The following is an 18,186-nucleotide window of genomic DNA, read 5'->3' on the forward strand; positions in this document are numbered from 1 at the left end:
GTAGCCATGGCCGACATCATTCCATTCAATAGCCCGTACATGACAGGTAAGGAACTGTTTTATATTGCCGAGGCTAAATTCAACAACAAACTCGCCGGCGATGGTGGCTTCACTAAGCGTTGCCATCAATGGCTAGAGACGCAGACAGGCACTAACAAGGCATTGTTGACGCACTCCTGTACAGCGGCCCTGGAAATGGCGGCTTTGTTACTGGAACTGCAACCAGGGGACGAAGTGATACTTCCCTCTTTTACTTTTGTCTCGACTGCAAATGCTTTCGTGCTGCGTGGTGCCGTGCCCGTCTTTGTCGACATCCGAGAAGACACACTCAATCTCGATGAGTCCCTTGTAGAAGAAGCAATCACGGCCAGGACCCGCGCTATCGTCCCGGTGCACTACGCGGGTGTTGCATGCGAAATGGACACCCTAATGAGCATCGCTGCGCGGCACGGCCTGAAAGTTGTCGAGGATGCGGCTCAAGGCGTGATGGCCAACTACAAGGGGCGCGCGCTGGGCTCCATCGGTGACTTTGGAGCCTTCAGCTTCCACGAAACCAAAAATGTCATCTGTGGCGAAGGCGGCGCCTTGTTGGTGAACTCACAAGCATCAGCGCTGCGAGCGGAAATCATCCGCGAGAAGGGCACTGATCGCAGCCGTTTTTTCCGTGGTGAAGTCGACAAGTACACCTGGCAAGAAGTGGGCTCCTCATTTCTACCCGGAGAGATCACTGCCGCCTTCCTCTGGGCGCAACTGCAGGAAGCCCAATCAATCACCAATGAGCGACTGGCCACCTGGGAGCAATATCACGCCTCACTGCAGTCTCTAGAAAAATACGGGGCGATCCGCCGTCCTATCATACCGGCCGACTGCCAGCACAATGCGCACATGTACTACGTTTTGCTGGCCCCCGAACTTAACCGCCAAGCTGTGCTCGATAGCCTCAAACAGCAAGGTGTTCAGGCTGTGTTTCACTATGTTCCCTTGCACGACTCGCCTGCAGGACGGAGGCACGGGCGGACGCATGGAGCGCTAGACGTAACCCTTAATCAGTCGTCCCGGCTGATACGCTTGCCGCTATGGGTGGGCATCTCAGCCGAGCAGCAAGCCCAAGTCATGTATGCACTTGAGCGCGCGACGCGCTGACTGCGGGCGGTGCGTGGCGCCGGAGTTAAAATCCATCCTCCCAAAGTCAAGCTCCGGAATCTGTGAAGGCAAAAAATGCCCGTTTGGTGGCTGGAAGCCTTGGCAGCACTGTTAAGATGCTCACCATTAAGAAGAACGGTTCAGAAAAACGGATCAAACTCAAACATGACCCTTTTTACCGAGACTGGGCTGCAGATCTCTAGCACGCTGTCGGCCCATCCGAAGTATCGGCCTGACATTGACGGGCTAAGGGCTGTCGCAGTGCTGTCGGTTGTATTTTTCCACGCATTTCCGTCATGGATGCAGGGTGGGTTTGTCGGCGTAGATGTCTTTTTCGTGATTTCTGGATTTTTGATATCAAGCATCATCTTCGGAAGTCTTGAAAGAGGAAGCTTCGGTTTTCTGGATTTCTATAGCAGAAGGGTGAACCGAATATTCCCGGCGCTTCTGCTGGTGCTTTCGGCCGCGTGGGCCTTCGGCTGGTTCAGCCTTATGGTTGACGAATACTCACAACTGGGGAAGCACATCGCTGGGGGCTCTGCATTTATTTCCAACTTTGTGTTACTGGGCGAGTCTGGCTATTTCGACAATAGCGCCGAAACGAAACCGCTGCTGCACCTCTGGTCACTCGGAATTGAGGAGCAATTTTACCTAATCTGGCCGCTCGTAGTCTGGGCCGCTTGGCGGAGCAGGTTGAGCCCTCTTGTTCTGATACTCATTGCGGGCGGTGTTTCCTTTGCCCTCAACATAATCGGTGTGGGTTCAGACAAAGTTTCTACCTTCTACTCACCACAAACACGGTTCTGGGAGCTGCTTGTTGGCTCGCTGCTGGCTCTTGTCATGATGAACCCTGCGAAGTCGCTGCGCCTGCACCGTGACGAGGTGCGACCATTGCTCCAAAACTTTCTTTCCCTGCTCGGCATGATGCTGATCGTGACAGCAATTGCGCTGACAACCAAGGATGATCAATTCCCTGGCTGGTGGGCAATCCTGCCAACAGTCGGGGCCGCTCTTATCATCGCAGCGGGGCCGTTTTCTTGGATTAATAAAACCCTTCTTTCTAGCAGGATCATGGTTTGGTTCGGCCTGATCAGCTTCCCGCTGTACCTTTGGCACTGGCCGCTCCTGAGTTTCACCAGAATGATGGACAGCGCCACGCCGTCTACACCCGTGAGGATCGCCGCAGTTATCGCAAGCGTTATCTTGGCTTGGTTGACCTACCGCTTCGTTGAGAAACCGATACGCAGCAAGCTAAATCCGCGCGCCTCAGTTGGTTTCCTGTCGATCGCGCTGGCTGGAGTTGGAATAACCGGGTTTGCGACATTCAAGTCGGATGGACTACCGTCTCGTTTCCCGGCTGAGATTCAAGCAATCGCAGATTTTAAATACGATTTCACGACCGATGCTCGCTATCCAGAATGCTGGCTGTCAATGACCGATCCATACGACGGATTTGCACCCAAATGCCTATCGGGTAACCGTCAGGGCGAAGGCATTCTGGTGTGGGGCGACTCCCATGCTGCCCGTCTTTACCCCGGGATCGTTGCAGACATAGGTGCTTCGGAGTCGATTCTGCAGGCAACCAGAAGCGCCTGCCCGCCCATCTTGAACTTTGGTGATTCCCTCTGCCAGCAGAGCAACCAGTACATCCTGGATAAACTGGGGAGCATCAAGCCGCGGACCGTTGTGTTGTTCGGAGCATGGGGCCGCTATCGCGCAAACTGGGCAGCAGGATCGGAAGACCAGGCGAAGCTTACTCGAACGATCAAGGCGATTTCATCTGCGGGTGTATCGAGGATCATCGTTCTCGGCCCGGCACCAGAATGGCTGGATGTCCTTTCGAAGCTCGTATACAAAAGCTGGGAAAGCGATTTCCCAAGACATCAAATACCCAGCCGCCTCACCTCAGGCTTGAATCAGGCTGTCAGAGATATGGAGGGAGACTTGAGGGAGGCAGTTGAGAATTCAGGCGCCTCGTATGCGTCCGTTTTCGACATCCTCTGCAACAGCGATGGCTGCCTCACTCATATCACCGATGATGCATCAAAGCTGACCAGCTGGGACTACGGGCATCCGACCACGGATGCCTCCCTCTTCATATCGAGACATATGCATCAAGCACTACAGCCTAGGAGCTCCGCCCAATCACACGACTGACTAACGAGATGCAACGCTCTCAATCTAACGGTCTTGGAGATGCGGCATGCAGTAGCCGCTATGCGCTTCTCATTGGATCATCACTCAATTGATGGAATGTGTAGGCAACGAAGTTTCTCTACACACACCAATTGTGCTGCATTAGGAACGGAAAAAGGCGTCCAAGCCTCGAAGCATCAGGGTTTTGGCGCCTTTTTGTTTAGATGGCGACTCCAGTTTATGATCACCAGTTCTCCAGTCACCTCCGCCTTGCCTTGGCGCTGGTTTGTGTTGCTGTGGCGAATATCCAGGCACTCGAAGTGGAAGCCATCGAAGGCACGCCAAATGTCCGGGTGGTCGTTGATGCTGACCATCACCTTACCCTTGCACCGGCGTATGAAGTCGGCCATGCGCTGATACTCCTCGAAGGGGAAGTCGACACCATAGCCGGCGGTCTGCCAGTAAGGGGGGCCATGTAGAAGAACGTGTGCGCTTGATCGTAGAGCTCGGCGCAGGCGAGCCAGGACAGGTTCTCCACGTAGGTGCCGGCGAGGCGTTGCCAGGCGGCGGACAGGCTCTTCTCTATGCGCAGCAGGTTGATGGCCGGTCCGGTGGTGGTGGTACCGAACGTCTGCCCGGTGACCTTGCCGCCGAAGGCGTGATGCTGCAGGTAGAAGAAGCGGGCGGCGCGCTGGATATCAGTGAGGGCCTCGGGGCGCGTGATCTTCTGCCACTCGAAGATCTGGCGGGAGCTGAACGCCCACTTGAACTGGCGCACGAGACCTCTCAGAAAATGCTGCAGATTTTCGGGGAGGCAAACTGAGACAGCTTCCGCTTGAGAGGCTCCTCGAAAGCAATAAGACGCCCAGGGTGAAGGGTCGCCGTTCAGCGGAAATTCTGCAGAAATCCACCGAAAGCCAGAGGCCAAAGGATGGGCTGGAGGATGAGCTGAGATACTGCAGGCATAAAAAAACCCCGAAAAAATCAGGGCTTTAATAAGAATTAGTGGCGGAAGCGTAGAGATTCGAACTCTAGGATAGTTGCCCATCGACGGTTTTCAAGACCGTTGCCTTAAACCACTCGGCCACGCTTCCAGCTCGTTTTGCGGCCGCCATAATACCGTAATGAAACACGCTGTCAAACTCTCTGTGTCGCGGGTTGCGAAGCCTCTGTTAGACTGCTTGCATCTGAACGTCCAAAACCATGGATCCATAAGGAGTGTCGCCATGCGCGAACAGGATTACGCCGTACACCACGGCCAGCAAGCCGAGCAGCAGGAGGTCAGCAAGGTCCTGCGCAACACGTACAGCCTGCTGGCACTCACCCTCGCCTTCAGCGGTGTCATGGCCTTCGTCGCCCAGCAGATGCGCGTCGGTTACCCGAACGTCTTCGTCGTGCTGATCGGCTTCTACGGTCTGTTCTTCCTGACCAACAAACTGCGTGATTCGGTCTGGGGCCTGGTGTCCACCTTCGCCCTCACCGGCTTCATGGGCTTTATCCTCGGCCCGATCCTCAACCGTTACCTGGGCATGGCCGGTGGCGCCGAAGTGGTCAGCTCGGCCTTCGCCATGACCGCGCTGGTGTTCGGTGGTCTGTCGGCCTATGTGCTGATCACCCGCAAGGACATGAGCTTCCTCAGCGGCTTCATCACTGCTGGCTTCTTTGTGCTGCTGGGCGCGGTGGTTGCGAGCTTCTTCTTCCAGATCAGCGGCCTGCAACTGGCGATCAGCGCTGGCTTCGTACTGTTCTCGTCGGTCTGCATCCTGTTCCAGACCAGCGCGATCATTCATGGCGGTGAGCGCAACTACATCATGGCGACCATCAGCCTGTATGTATCGATCTACAACCTGTTCATCAGCCTGCTGCAGCTGTTCGGCATCATGGGCCGCGACGACTGATTGGGTTGGCTTTACAGAAGAGCCCGCTTCGGCGGGCTTTTTTTGCGCCCATTCTTTGACTTAAAAGTCAGATAATTGTGCAAATGATCGCCGATCTTGCCGGTATCGTGCATTCCCCTACCGCAATCGCACTTCTGCCCGTAGAATGCGCTCCTTTTTTCTTCCGGGGCAGCTTCAGCGATGAGCTCACACGAACACAGCCCGGGCGCCACGGCGCCTGCCAACGAACTGGTACTTGGCCTTGAGGACAAGCCACGGCTGTTGATCGGCCTGCTGGCAGCGCTGCAGCATCTGCTGGCGATCATCGTGCCAATCGTCACCCCTGGCCTGCTGATCTGCCAGGCATTGGGCGTTTCGGCTCGCGATACCAACCTCATCGTCTCCATGTCGCTGGTGATCTCCGGCATTGCCACCTTCGTCCAGTGCAAGCGCTTCGGTCCATTCGGTGCCGGGCTGCTGATCGTGCAGGGCACCAGCTTCAACTTCGTCGGGCCGCTGATTGCCGGTGGCGCGCTGATGGTCAAGCAGGGTACGCCGGTCGAAAGCGTGATGGCGGCGATCTTCGGTGTGGTGATTGCGGGCTCGTTCGTCGAAATGGGCGTGTCGCGCATCCTGCCGTTCGTCAAACGCCTGATCACCCCGCTGGTGACCGGTATCGTCGTACTGATGATCGGCCTGACCTTGATCAAGGTCGGCCTGATCAGCATGGGTGGCGGCTTCGGCGCCATGGCCAATGGTACCTTTGCCAACGGCGAAAACCTGCTGCTGTCGGGCGCCGTGCTGGCGGTGATCGTGATCCTCAACCGCATCCCGGTGGTGTGGATGCGCAGTTGTGCCATCGTTATCGCGCTGGCAGTCGGCTACGCCCTGGCGGGTTACCTCGGCCGCCTGGACTTCACCGGCATGCACGAAGCTGCGCTGTTCCAGGTGCCGACGCCGCTGCACTTCGGCCTGGGCTTCTCCTGGGCACTGTTCATCCCGATGCTGGTGATCTACCTAGTGACTTCGCTGGAAGCCATCGGTGATGTAACCGCCACCAGCAAGGTCTCGCGCCAGCCGGTCGAAGGCCCGCTGTGGATGTCGCGCATCAAGGGCGGCGTGCTGGTCAACGGTGCCAACTCGCTGCTGGCCGGCCTGTTCAACACCTTCCCGAGTTCGATCTTCGCCCAGAACAACGGGGTGATTCAGCTGACCGGTATTGCCAGCCGCCATATCGGTATCTGGATTGCCGTCATGCTGGTGCTGCTGGGCCTGTTCCCGAGCGTGGCCGGTGTGATTCAGGCTGTGCCTGAGCCGGTGCTGGGTGGCGCGGCCATGGTGATGTTCGGCGCGGTTGCCGCATCGGGCATCAATATCCTGGCCAGTACTCGCCTGGACCGTCGTGCCCTGCTGATCATCGCCGTGTCGCTGGCGCTGGGTCTGGGTGTGGCTCAGGTGCCGGAGTTCCTGGCGCACATGCCAGCGGCAATTCGTAATGTGCTGGAATCGGGGGTGGCTACCGGTGGTATCTGCGCCTTGGTGCTGAACTGGTTCCTGCCGGAGAGCAAGGAAAACGCCTGATCCGCGCCTGCCCTGCCGACAAAGCCCGCGCCCACTTGCGCGGGCTTTTTGCTTTATCATGGCGGCATTCCTTTGCACGAGTTGCCCATGAAATTCGCAATCGCGGTTTTTTCCCCGGCCCATGCGCCCTCCTCGCGCCGCGCCTTGCGCTTCGCCGAGGCGGCGCTGGCTGGCGGGCATGAGATTGCCCGGCTGTTCTTCTATCAGGACGGGGTGCACAGCGCCTCGGCCAACGTGGTCACGCCCCAGGATGAACAGGACATCGCCGCCCAGTGGCGGGCCTTCATCGAGATCAACCGGCTGGACGCGGTGGTGTGCATCGCCGCTGCCCTGCGCCGTGGCGTGCTCGATGAAGCCGAAGCCAGCCGCTACCAGCGCCCGGCGGTGAACCTGCCCAAGCCGTGGGAGCTGTCTGGTCTTGGCCAGCTGCATGAAGCTGCACAAACGGCCGACCGCCTGGTCTGCTTCGGAGGCGACTGAAATGGCCAAATCCATGTTGATCATCAGCCGCCAGGCACCGTGGAACGGCCCGTCCGCCCGGGAGGCGCTGGATATCGCCCTGGCCGGCGGCGCCTTCGATCTGCCGCTGGCCATGCTGTTCCTCGATGACGGCGTGTTCCAGCTAGCGCCCGGCCAGCAACCGACCGCCGTGGAGCAGAAGAACCTCGCCGCCAACCTGCAGGCGCTGCCGATGTTCGGCGTCGAAGAGCTGTTCGCCTGCCAGCACAGTCTGACGCGCCGTGGCCTGGCCGCCGATGCCCTCGAGCTGCCGGTGGAAGTGCTGGACGACAAAGCCTTGCAAGCCCTGATTGCCCGTTTCGACCAAGTGGTGACGCTCTGATGCCAACCCTGCACGTGTTATCCCACTCCCCGTTCGGCGACGAGCGCCTGGACAGCTGCCTGCGCCTGCTGGGCGCTGACGACGGCGTGCTGCTGTGCGGCGATGCGGTCTATTCCCTGCGCGACGGCAGTGACACTCAACGTCAGCTGCAGGCAGCCAACCTGGCACAACGCCTGTTCGCCCTCGACGAAGACCTGCAGGCCCGTGCCATCAGCAGCACGCTGGCCAAGGCCGTGGACTACCAGGCCTTTGTCGAGCTTTCGCTGCACTACGACAAGGTCAACAGCTGGCTATGAGTACGCTGAACGTTGGCGATCGCGCCATCGCCCTGGACAAGGACGGGTTCCTGGTCGACCTGCAAGACTGGTCGCGCCCGGTCGCCGAGGCGCTGGCCGAGCGCGAAAGCATCGCCCTGACCGCCGACCACTGGGAAATCCTCGACCTGCTGCGTCAGTTCTACAACGAGTACCAGCTGTCGCCGGCCACCCGCCCGCTGATCAAGTACACCGCGCTCAAGCTGGGCACGGAGAAGGGCAACAGCCCGCACCTCAACCGCCTGTTCAACGGCACCCCCGCCAAACTCGCCGCCAAGCTGGCGGGCCTGCCCAAGCCGACCAATTGCATATGACCGACGCCCGCCCGCTGACCCTGGAAACCCCGGCCGAACACCCGTTCGCCGAATTCGTGCGCATCCTTGGCAAAGGCAAGCGCGGTGCCCGCGGCCTGACCCGCGAAGAAGCCCGCGCCGCCATGACCCTGCTGCTCGAAGGCAAGGTCGAAGACACCCAGCTGGGTGCCTTCCTGATGCTGCTGCGGCACAAGGAAGAAAGCGCCGAGGAGCTCGCCGGGTTCACCGAAGCCCTGCGTACCCACCTGCATGCGCCGAACATCGCCGTGGACATCGACTGGCCGACTTACGCCGGCAAGAAGCGCCACCTGCCCTGGTACCTGCTCAGCGCCAAGTGCCTGGCAGCCAACGGCCTGCGCATCCTCATGCACGGCGGCGGCGCGCACACCGCCGGGCGCATGTACACCGAACAGCTGCTGGCGCTGCTGGAGATCCCGCTGTGCCGTGACTGGCCTGCGGTCAGCCAGGCCCTCGACCAGCAGCGCCTGGCCTTCGCCCCGCTGCACGACTGGGCACCGCAACTGCAGCGGATGATCGATCTGCGCAACACGCTGGGCCTGCGTTCGCCTATCCATTCCCTGGCACGGGTGTTGAACCCATTGGGCGCACGCTGCGGCCTGCAGAGCATCTTCCACCCCGGCTACCAGGCGGTGCACCGTGAAGCCAGCCGCCTGCTCGGCGACCATGCCGTGGTGATCAAGGGCGATGGCGGTGAGATCGAGGTCAACCCAGATGTCATCAGCCACCTCTACGGCACCAGTGCAGGCGAAGCCTGGGACGAGGAGTGGCCGGCGCTGAGCGAACGCCGCCATGTAAAACCACCGAGCCTGCAGCCCGAGCAGCTACTGGCGGTCTGGCGTGGCGAGGCCGAAGACAGCTACGGCGAAATGGCCGTGGTGGCAACCATGGCCCTGGCGCTGCGTGGTCTGGGCCAGGATCGCGAACAAGCTTTTGCTACCGCACGTGGTTATTGGGCCGCACGTAACCAATCGAATAAATAGATGATAAGGGTGCGGTCTTTGCGCTAGTTATTCGAACTATTTGCCCTAGACTGGGCTCCAACGACAAACAACTTTGTTTCCGAGGAGCTCACCATGGGCCTTTTGATCGACGGCCGCTGGCACGACCAGTGGTATGAAAACGGCAAGGACGGCACCTTCAAGCGCGAAAACGCCCAGCGTCGCAATCAGCTGCCCGCTCCGGAAGCCGGCCGCTATCACCTGTACGTTTCGCTCGCCTGCCCATGGGCCCACCGCACCCTGATCTTCCGCGCCCTCAAAGGCCTGGAGCCGCTGATCGACGTATCCGTGGTGAGCTGGCTGATGCAGGACCATGGCTGGACCTTCGACCAGCAACAAGGCTCCACCGGCGACCACCTCGATGCCCTGCAGTATATGCACCAGCGCTACACCCAGGACGACCCGCATTACACCGGCCGCGTGACCGTGCCCGTGCTGTGGGACAAGAAAGAGAAGCGCATCGTCAACAACGAGTCGTCGGAGATCATCCGCATCTTCAACAGCGCGTTCAACGAGCTGAGCGGCAATACCCTGGACCTGTACCCCGAGCCACTGCGCCCGACTATCGAGGCACTGAACGAACGCATCTACCCGGCGGTGAACAACGGCGTGTACCGTGCAGGCTTCGCCACCACCCAGGATGCCTACGAGGCGGCGTTCGATGACGTATTCAACGAGCTGGATTATTTAGAAGAGTTGCTGGGCCGCAATCGTTACCTGGCCGGCGAGTACCTGACCGAGGCCGATGTGCGCCTGTTCACTACCTTGGTGCGCTTCGATGCGGTGTACCACGGGCACTTCAAGTGCAACCTGCGCCGGCTGAGCGACTACCACAACCTGTCCAACTGGCTGCGCGAGCTGTACCAGTGGCCGGGGGTCGCTGGGACGGTGGATATGGAGCATATCCAGAAGCACTACTACATGAGCCACAAGACCATCAACCCGAACGGGATCGTGCCCAAGGGGCCGCTGCAAGACTTCAACCAGCCCCATGATCGGGAGCGGTTGGCGGGCAAAGGGATCTACCAGGCTTGAAATAGCTGGGGCCGCCTGGCGGCCCATTCGCGGGCAAGCCCGCTCCCACAGGTACAGCACAGGCAGTGAACCTTGTGCAGCACCTGTGGGAGCGGGCTTGCCCGCGAAGGGCTGCAAAGCAGCCCCAGCCACATCAGTCTTGTTGCGAACCTTCGAACCAAGCCAGCTTGTCGCGCAGTTGCACCACTTCCCCGACAATCACCAGGGTCGGCGCATGCACTTCATGCCGTGCCACCAGCTCCGGCAAATCCGCCAGGGTACCGGTGAACACCCGCTGATTGCGCGTAGTGCCCTGCTGCACCAGTGCCGCCGGCGTACTCGCCGCTCGCCCATGGCGAATCAGCTCGGCACAGATGGTCGGCAACCCCACCAACCCCATGTAGAACACCAGGGTCTGGGCCGGCGCCACCAGGTCATCCCACGGCAGGTTGCTGGTGCCATCCTTGAGGTGGCCGGTAACGAAACGCACCGACTGGGCATAGTCACGGTGAGTCAGCGGAATGCCGCCATAGGCGGAGCAACCACTGGCCGCGGTAATCCCCGGTACCACCTGGAACGGAATGCCGTGCTCGGCCAGCTCCTCGATCTCTTCGCCACCCCGGCCGAAGATGAACGGGTCGCCGCCCTTGAGGCGCAACACACGCTTGCCCTGCTGGGCGAGGTCGACCAGCAGGCGGTTGATCTGGTCCTGCGGCACGGCATGGTCGGCGCGGCGCTTGCCAACGTAGATGCGCTCGGCATCACGCCGGCACATCTCGATGATGGCGGGTGCCACCAGGCGGTCGTATAGCACCACGTCGGCCTGCTGCATCAGGCGCAAGGCACGGAAGGTCAGCAAGTCCGGATCACCCGGCCCCGCCCCCACCAGATACACCTCACCGCCCTGCTGCACCGGCGCACCGTCGACCATCGCCTGCAACAGGCGCTCGGCCTCGGCGCCCTGCCCGGCCAGCTGGCGCTCGGCAATCGGGCCCTGGAACACGGTTTCCCAGAAGCCACGGCGCTGATTGACGTCCGGGTACAAGGATTTGACCTTGTGCCGGAACCGCGCAGCCAGCCCGGCCAGTTCGCCATAGGCCGACGGAATCCAGGCCTCCAGCTTGGCGCGGATCAACCGCGCCAGCACCGGGGCGTCACCGCCACTGGACACCGCAATCACCAACGGCGAACGGTCGACGATGGCCGGGAAGATCACCGTGCACAGGGCCGGCGCATCCACCACGTTGACTGGCAGGCTCAACGCCTGCGCATCGGCCGACACCTGGGCGTTGAGCCCAGGGTCGTCGGTGGCCGCGATCACCAGCCGGCAGCCGACCAGATCGGCCGCCTGATAGCCACGCACCAGCACGTCACCGCCACCTTCCCGGGCCAACGCGGCCAGCTGGCCGTCGACATCCGGCGCCACCACGCGCAGCGCGGCGCCGGCATCAGCCAGCAGGCGCGCCTTGCGCAAGGCGATCTCACCGCCGCCGACGACCAGAACCCGGCCGCCCTGCAGCTTGTGGAACAGCGGCAGGTAATCCATTTAGCGGATGACCTCGACGCCGCCCATGTAAGGCTTGAGCACGTCCGGTACGCGGATCGAACCGTCGGCCTGCTGGTAGTTTTCCAGCACGGCTACCAGGGTACGGCCTACGGCCAGGCCGGAGCCGTTGAGGGTGTGCACCAGCTCAGGCTTGCCGGTTTCCGGGTTGCGCCAGCGGGCCTGCATGCGGCGCGCCTGGAAGTCACCACAGTTGGAGCAGGAGCTGATTTCGCGGTACTTGTCCTGGCTCGGCACCCACACTTCCAGGTCGTAGGTCTTCACGGCGCCGAAGCCCATGTCGCCGGTGCACAGGGCCAGTACGCGGTATGGCAGCTCCAGCAGCTGCAGTACGCGCTCGGCGTTGGCGGTCAGGCCTTCCAGGGCTTCCATCGACTTGGACGGCTCGACCACCTGGACCATCTCGACCTTGTCGAACTGGTGCTGGCGGATCATGCCACGGGTGTCACGGCCGGACGCGCCGGCTTCGCTGCGGAAGCACGGGGTGTGGGCAACCAGTTTCAACGGCAGTTGCTTGGCGTCGAGGATCTGGTCGGCGACCAGGTTGGTCAGCGACACTTCGGCCGTCGGGATCAGGTAGAAGTCGGCTTCGCCTTCGCGGGTGATCTTGAACAGGTCTTCCTCGAACTTCGGCAGCTGGCCGGTGCCCTGCAAGGCCGGGGCCTGGACCAGGTACGGGGTGTAGTGCTCCTCGTAACCGTGCTCGCCGGTGTGCAGGTTGATCATGAACTGCGCCAGTGCACGGTGCAGGCGGGCGATCGGCCCACGCAGCACGGCAAAACGCGCGCCGGACAGCTTGGCCGCAGCTTCGAAGTCCAGGCCACCGCTGACTTCGCCCAGGGCGACGTGGTCCTTGATCTCGAAATCGAAGGCGGCCGGGGTGCCCCAGCGGCGCACTTCGACGTTGTCGTCTTCGCTGGCACCGACCGGTACGCTGGCGTCCGGCAGGTTGGGAATGGTCAGCAGAATGCCGTCCAGCTCGGCCTGGATACCGTCCAGCTCGACCTTGCCGGCAGCCAGTTCGTTGGCCATGCGCTCGACGTCAGCCATCAGCGGGGCGATGTCCTCGCCCTTGGCCTTGGCCTGGCCGATCGACTTGGAACGGGCGTTACGCTCGGCCTGCAGCTGCTCGGTGCGGGTCTGCACCGCCTTGCGGCGCTCTTCCAGTGATTCGATGCGCGCGACATCCAGGCTGAAGCCACGGGAGGCCAGGCGATCCGCCACTTCCTGAAGTTGGCCGCGTAACAGTTTGGAATCGAGCATATCGTTCTCTCGTTATAGGTAGGTGTTGGTTCAGAATCGGGTCAGGGACAGGCCGGCCCAGGTGGCCAGGAGCCCGCCCACCACGCTGATACTGGTATAGCCCAAGGCGAGGGGCACTTGCCCACTTTCGATCAGGCGCACGGTATCGAGCGAGAAGGAGGAAAAGGTCGTCAGGCCGCCAAGGAAGCCGACGATCAGGCCGGCGCGCAGTTCGACCGGCACCAGCGGCTTGTGCAGGAACAGGCCATAGAGCAGGCCGATCAGCAGGCAGCCGACCAGGTTGACCGCCAGCGTACCGAGATAGAAGTGCCGTGGCCAGTGGGCCGCGACCCAGTTGGTGGTGGCGAAGCGCATCAAGGTACCGGCAATACCGCCCGCGCTGACGGCGGCAATCAGTGCAATCACGGTTTTCTCCGTTGACGGGGGCTGTTGCGGTCGAGGTCGGCCAGGTGGCGCAGCTTCTCGCCGATCTTCAGCTCCAGGCCTCGCGGCACGGGCTGGTAATACTGGCGCGGCTCGAGTTCTTCCGGGAAGTAATCTTCGCCGGCAGCGTAGGCATCGGGCTCGTCGTGGGCGTAGCGGTACTCTTCGCCGTAGCCGAGTTGCTTCATCAGCTTGGTCGGGGCATTGCGCAGGTGCAGTGGCACTTCCAGCGAGCCATGTTCGGCGGCCTCGCGCAACGCGGTCTTGAAGCCCACGTATACCGCATTGCTTTTCGGCGCACAGGCGATGTAGGTGATGGCCTGGGCCACCGCCAACTCGCCTTCGGGGCTGCCCAGGCGCTCTTGCACGTCCCAGGCGGCCAGGCACAGGCTCAGGGCGCGCGGGTCGGCGTTACCGATATCCTCGCTGGCCATGCGCACCACGCGGCGGGCGATGTACAGCGGGTCGCAGCCGCCGTCGAGCATGCGTGCGAACCAGTACAGGGCACCATCGGGATTGGAACCGCGCACCGACTTGTGCAGCGCGGAAATCTGGTCGTAGAACGCCTCGCCGCCCTTGTCGAAGCGCCGACGGCTGTCGCCGAGCAGGCTTTGCAGCATCTCGACGTCGATCTCGCTGCCATCTTCGGCAAGGTCCGAGGCATTCTCAAGGAAGTTGAGCATGCGCCGGCCATCGCCATCGGCGGCGGCCATGAGCATCTTGAAGGCGTCGTCACCCACACGCAGGTTGCGCTTGCCCAAGCCCCGCTCCTCGGTCAGCGCACGGTTGACCAGCTTGCGCAGCGCCGCTTCGTCCAGGCTCTTGAGCACATACACCCGCGCCCGCGACAGCAAGGCGTTGTTCAGTTCGAACGACGGGTTCTCGGTGGTGGCACCGATGAACAGCAGCGTGCCGTCTTCCACATAGGGCAGGAAGGCATCCTGCTGGGACTTGTTGAAGCGGTGCACTTCGTCGACGAACAGGATGGTGCGCCGGCCATACTGGCCGGCCTGCTGCTTGGCCACTTCGACGGCCTGGCGGATCTCCTTGACCCCGGCCAGCACCGCCGACACCGTCTCGAAGTGCGCATCGCAGAACTGCGCCAGCAGCCGCGCCAGGGTGGTCTTGCCTACCCCGGGCGGGCCCCAGAAGATCATCGAGTGCAGCGCACCCTGCTCCAGCGCCTCGCGCAACGGTTTGCCGCGCGCCAGCAGGTGTTCCTGACCGACGTACTCGTCCAGGTTGGACGGGCGCAGGCGGGCCGCCAGAGGTTGGGCGACGGGTTCGCTTCGAAACAGGTCCATGGCGAGCTCTGCTTACTCCTTGATGACGTCGGCGCCTTTGGGGATGTCGAACTTGAACTGGCTGTCCGGCACCGCCTGGTTGGCCTTGACGCCATTGAACAGGATGTTGGTGCGCTGGCCGACGCTGTCGATCAGCTGCATGTCATTGATCAGGCCCTTGCGGAACGACACGCGCAGCGAGTCGAACAAGGTGTCCTTGGTCTTCGGCTTGAGGGTGAAGTCCATCACGTCGCCCTGCTCCTTGGAGGTGATGTCGAAGCTCTGGCTGATCTTCGACACGTCACCAGACAGCAGCAATGCCGGGGTCTGGTTCAGGCGCTGGTCGAGCTTCTTGATGGTCGCCTGTTCCAGGTCCGGGTCCCACAGGGTGACGTTCTTGCCGTCGGACACCACCACCTGCTCCTGCGGCGCATTGGTGTGCCAGTAGAACAGGCCCGGGCGCTTCACGGTCATCTTGCCGGACGTTTCCTGCAGGCTGGTGCCGCCGGCGTCCAGGGTCAGCTGGGAGAAGTTGGCCTCGATGGTCTGGGATTTTTCCAACAGCTGGGTCAGGCGTTGTACGTCTTGCTCACCGGCATAAGCAGTAACCGAGCCCAGGGTCAGGGCAGAAACCAACAGCATGCGAATCGCGCGCATGGGAATCCTCATTGAGCATTGAAAAGGCCGGGCGCCACCGTTGGCGCCCGGCAAGGTGTTCATCAGTCGCGCGGGCCGCCCGGGGCAATCACTTCCCGCGAGCCGTTGCTGTTCATCGGGGTGACCACGCCGGCCATTTCCATCGACTCGATCATCCGCGCAGCGCGGTTGTAGCCGATCTTCAGCTTGCGCTGCACCGCCGAGATGGAAGCGCGGCGGCTTTCCAGCACGAACTGCACGGCCTCATCATACAGGGCATCGGTTTCGGCATCGTCACCATCGCCACCACCGCCGCCGCCATCGAAGCCGCTGCCGGCCTCTTCGACGCCATTGAGGATGTCGTCGTTGTAGTCCGGTGCGCCACGCAGCTTCCACGCCTCGACCGTGCGGTGCACTTCATCGTCGGAAACGAATGCACCGTGGACACGGATCGGCAGGCTGGTGCCCGGCGGCATGTACAGCATGTCACCGTGGCCCAGCAGCTGTTCGGCGCCGCCCTGGTCGATGATGGTCCGCGAGTCGATCTTGCTCGACACCTGGAACGCCATGCGGGTCGGGATGTTGGCCTTGATCAGGCCGGTGATCACGTCCACCGACGGGCGCTGGGTGGCGAGGATCAGGTGGATACCGGCGGCCCGCGCCTTCTGGGCGATACGGGCGATCAGCTCTTCGACCTTCTTGCCGACGATCATCATCATGTCGGCGAATTCGTCGACCACCACGACGATGGTCGGCAGGGTCTTCAGCGCTGGCGGCTCGTCATCCATGCTCTCGCGGCGGTACAGCGGGTCATGGATGATCTCGCCGGCTTCCTGGGCGTCCTTGATCTTGCGGTTGAAGCCAGCCAGGTTACGCACGCCCATGGCCGCCATCAGCTTGTAGCGCCGCTCCATCTCGGCCACGCTCCAGCGCAGGGCGTTGGCGGCGTCCTTCATGTCGGTGACCACCGGGCACAGCAGGTGCGGAATGCCCTCGTAGATCGACAGTTCGAGCATTTTCGGGTCGATCATGATCAGCCGCGCGTCTTCCGGGCTGGACTTGAACAGGATCGACAGGATCATCGCGTTGACACCCACCGACTTACCGGAACCGGTGGTACCGGCTACCAGCAGGTGCGGCATCTTGGCCAGGTCGGTGATCACCGGCTTGCCGCCGATGTCGTGGCCCAGGGCCAGGGTGACCGGCGATTTCTGCTCGTCGTACTGCGGTGTGGCCAGCACTTCCGAGAAGCGCACCATCTGCCGGTTTTCGTTGGGGATCTCGATACCCACGGTGGTCTTGCCGGGAATCACCTCGACCACCCGCACACTGGTCACCGCCAGCGATCGCGCCAGGTCCTTGGCCAGGTTGGCGATGCGGCTGACCTTGACGCCAGCGGCCGGCTGGATTTCGTAACGGGTAATCACCGGGCCTGGGTGGATGGAGTCCACCGAGACTTCCACGCCGAATTCTTTGAGCTTGATTTCCAGCAACTGACCGACACCGGCCAGGGACTCTGGCGAATACTCGATCTTCTTCTGTTCGGCCGGGTCGAGGATGGAAATCGACGGCAAGGTACCTTCCACGGCGCTGTCGACGAACAGCGGCGCCTGTTTTTCCTTCATCACCCGCTTGCTCGGCTCCGGCGCCCTGGCCGCGGCCGGTGGCACGATGGTCGGGGCCACTACAGGCGGCTGCTCGCGCGGGACCACGGGCTCACGCGGCACGACAGGTTCACGGGCGAGGGTCGGTTCACTGCGCACGACGGGTTCACGGGCAAGGGTCGGCTCGCGTGGTACAACAGGCTGGGCCGGCGCCTCTTCACGCTTGAAAATGCGCTCGCGCAGTGCCGGCTTGGCCGGCTCGCGCTTGTCGGTGGCCTTCGGCCCCAGGTCGAACACCGGCTCGTCAACTTCACGCAGTTGCGCTTCCAGGCGCTTGCGCTCGTTGCGGGCTTCCCACCAGCGGCTGGCCGCGCCCTGCACCAGTTCGAACAGGTCGAGGGTGATCTTGCCGGTCATGTCCATCACCTTGAACCACGACAAGTCGGTGAACACGGTCAGGCCGAACAGGAACAGGGCAATGAACATCAGCGTGCTGCCCTGCACGTTCAGCAGGTTGCGCGCCAGGTCGCCGAGGCTTTCGCCCAGCGCACCGCCCGCAGAAAACGGCAGGCTCGCCGGCGGGTGGAAATGGATATGCGCCAGGGCCGCGCCCGACAGCACCAGGAACACCAGGCCGATCAACCGCCAGGAGAACAGCCAGCCGCTCCACTGCCACGGCTGATGGCGCTCGCGGAAGATCTGCCAGGTCTTGATCGCCAGCAGCAGCGGGAAGATGTAGGCGAAGTAGCCGAGCACCATGAACAGGATGTCGGCGAAGTACGCACCGGCACGCCCGGCGGCGTTCTGCACCTGGTCGATGTTGCTGGTGTGGCTGAAGCCCGGGTCCGACGTGTCGTAGGTCAGCAGTGCCATCCACAGGTACAGGCACAGGGCGCCGACAGCGATCAACGCACCTTCCTTGAGGCGGTAATGCAGCTGCTGGCGCCACAGGGGCACGGGCAAGGGAGCTGGAGTTGCGGTGGATTTCTTCAAAACGCGTCTATTCCTGCGCGTGCTGCGCGTCCAGTAGTGATCGGCCGGTGTCTGGCCAATGAACCACTACTTTTAACATTACTGCCCGCCAGCCGCCATGACGGCACGCCGTATGGCTCTCGCGTGGGGGCGACTTTCGTATAGGTGCAATTTGAGCATGCATTTTCTTTTGTGACAAAGG

At 61.9% G+C, this 18,186-nt stretch carries 16 protein-coding genes, 1 tRNA gene and 1 pseudogene; 10 read left to right on the top strand and 8 right to left on the bottom strand.

The features are described 5' to 3' along the window. Positions 1-6 precede the first annotated feature (6 nt). Both rffA and N430_RS00970 read left to right on the top strand, forming a co-directional pair. Complete coding sequence (rffA, locus tag N430_RS00965; RefSeq protein WP_110631962.1) at positions 7-1,143, top strand: dTDP-4-amino-4,6-dideoxygalactose transaminase; 1,137 nt, start codon at positions 7-9, stop codon at positions 1,141-1,143. Between the two features lie 165 nt (positions 1,144-1,308). Next, positions 1,309-3,300: an acyltransferase family protein gene (locus N430_RS00970; RefSeq protein WP_110631957.1), complete on the top strand. Its 1,992-nt coding sequence runs from the start codon at positions 1,309-1,311 to the stop codon at positions 3,298-3,300. A 176-nt stretch (positions 3,301-3,476) separates the two neighbouring features. Here the strand turns inward: N430_RS00970 and N430_RS29575 are convergent. Both N430_RS29575 and N430_RS00985 read right to left on the bottom strand, forming a co-directional pair. Further along, positions 3,477-4,063 (bottom strand): annotated as a pseudogene (locus N430_RS29575) (DNA adenine methylase); the annotation flags it as partial. Between the two features lie 222 nt (positions 4,064-4,285). Then, a tRNA-Ser gene (locus N430_RS00985) sits at positions 4,286-4,373 on the bottom strand. A gap of 132 nt (positions 4,374-4,505) precedes the next feature. Here N430_RS00985 and N430_RS00990 point away from each other — a divergent pair. From N430_RS00990 to N430_RS01025, 8 genes are all read left to right on the top strand, one after another. Continuing rightward, positions 4,506-5,177: a Bax inhibitor-1/YccA family protein gene (locus N430_RS00990; protein WP_060511118.1), complete on the top strand. Its 672-nt coding sequence runs from the start codon at positions 4,506-4,508 to the stop codon at positions 5,175-5,177. Positions 5,178-5,357: 180 nt separating this feature from the next. Then, complete coding sequence (locus N430_RS00995) at positions 5,358-6,737, top strand: nucleobase:cation symporter-2 family protein (protein WP_103448050.1); 1,380 nt, start codon at positions 5,358-5,360, stop codon at positions 6,735-6,737. Positions 6,738-6,824: 87 nt separating this feature from the next. Then, complete coding sequence (tusD, locus tag N430_RS01000; RefSeq protein WP_110631951.1) at positions 6,825-7,217, top strand: sulfurtransferase complex subunit TusD; 393 nt, start codon at positions 6,825-6,827, stop codon at positions 7,215-7,217. A 1-nt stretch (position 7,218) separates the two neighbouring features. Then, positions 7,219-7,578, top strand: coding sequence for a sulfurtransferase complex subunit TusC (gene tusC / locus N430_RS01005; RefSeq protein WP_110631948.1), 360 nt, complete (start codon positions 7,219-7,221; stop codon positions 7,576-7,578). Further along, complete coding sequence (gene tusB / locus N430_RS01010) at positions 7,578-7,874, top strand: sulfurtransferase complex subunit TusB (protein ID WP_110631945.1); 297 nt, start codon at positions 7,578-7,580, stop codon at positions 7,872-7,874. The genes tusC and tusB overlap by 1 nt, the downstream gene beginning before the upstream one ends. Continuing rightward, on the top strand, positions 7,871-8,206 hold the full coding sequence (locus tag N430_RS01015; RefSeq protein WP_110631942.1) for a TusE/DsrC/DsvC family sulfur relay protein: 336 nt from the start codon (positions 7,871-7,873) through the stop codon (positions 8,204-8,206). Before tusB ends, N430_RS01015 begins: the two co-directional genes overlap by 4 nt. Beyond that, positions 8,203-9,207, top strand: a complete 1,005-nt coding sequence (locus tag N430_RS01020; RefSeq protein ID WP_110631939.1) for a glycosyl transferase family protein — start codon at positions 8,203-8,205, stop codon at positions 9,205-9,207. The genes N430_RS01015 and N430_RS01020 overlap by 4 nt, the downstream gene beginning before the upstream one ends. A 93-nt stretch (positions 9,208-9,300) precedes the next feature. Then, positions 9,301-10,260 (top strand): glutathione S-transferase family protein, encoded by a 960-nt coding sequence (locus N430_RS01025; RefSeq protein ID WP_110631935.1) that lies wholly within the window; start codon positions 9,301-9,303, stop codon positions 10,258-10,260. 133 nt (positions 10,261-10,393) lie between these two features. On the opposite strand, the gene cysG is transcribed toward N430_RS01025, so the two are convergent. The 6 genes from cysG to N430_RS01055 all read right to left on the bottom strand — a co-directional run bounded on the left by cysG (position 10,394) and on the right by N430_RS01055 (position 18,065). Continuing rightward, complete coding sequence (gene cysG / locus N430_RS01030) at positions 10,394-11,785, bottom strand: siroheme synthase CysG (protein WP_110631932.1); 1,392 nt, start codon at positions 11,783-11,785, stop codon at positions 10,394-10,396. Next, positions 11,786-13,066, bottom strand: coding sequence for a serine--tRNA ligase (gene serS / locus N430_RS01035; protein ID WP_110631929.1), 1,281 nt, complete (start codon positions 13,064-13,066; stop codon positions 11,786-11,788). Between the two features lie 30 nt (positions 13,067-13,096). Further along, complete coding sequence (crcB, locus tag N430_RS01040) at positions 13,097-13,471, bottom strand: fluoride efflux transporter CrcB (RefSeq protein WP_110631926.1); 375 nt, start codon at positions 13,469-13,471, stop codon at positions 13,097-13,099. Continuing rightward, entirely contained in the window at positions 13,468-14,793 is a 1,326-nt protein-coding gene (locus N430_RS01045) for a replication-associated recombination protein A (RefSeq protein WP_110631922.1), read from the bottom strand. The genes crcB and N430_RS01045 overlap by 4 nt, the downstream gene beginning before the upstream one ends. Positions 14,794-14,805: 12 nt before the next feature. Continuing rightward, entirely contained in the window at positions 14,806-15,429 is a 624-nt protein-coding gene (gene lolA / locus N430_RS01050; RefSeq protein WP_060511141.1) for an outer membrane lipoprotein chaperone LolA, read from the bottom strand. Between the two features lie 62 nt (positions 15,430-15,491). Then, complete coding sequence (locus N430_RS01055; protein WP_371922748.1) at positions 15,492-18,065, bottom strand: DNA translocase FtsK; 2,574 nt, start codon at positions 18,063-18,065, stop codon at positions 15,492-15,494. Between the last annotated feature and the right edge of the window lie 121 nt (positions 18,066-18,186).

The sequence above is a fragment of the Pseudomonas sp. CC120222-01a genome (assembly GCF_003097235.1).
Taxonomy (GTDB): Bacteria; Pseudomonadota; Gammaproteobacteria; order Pseudomonadales; family Pseudomonadaceae; genus Aquipseudomonas.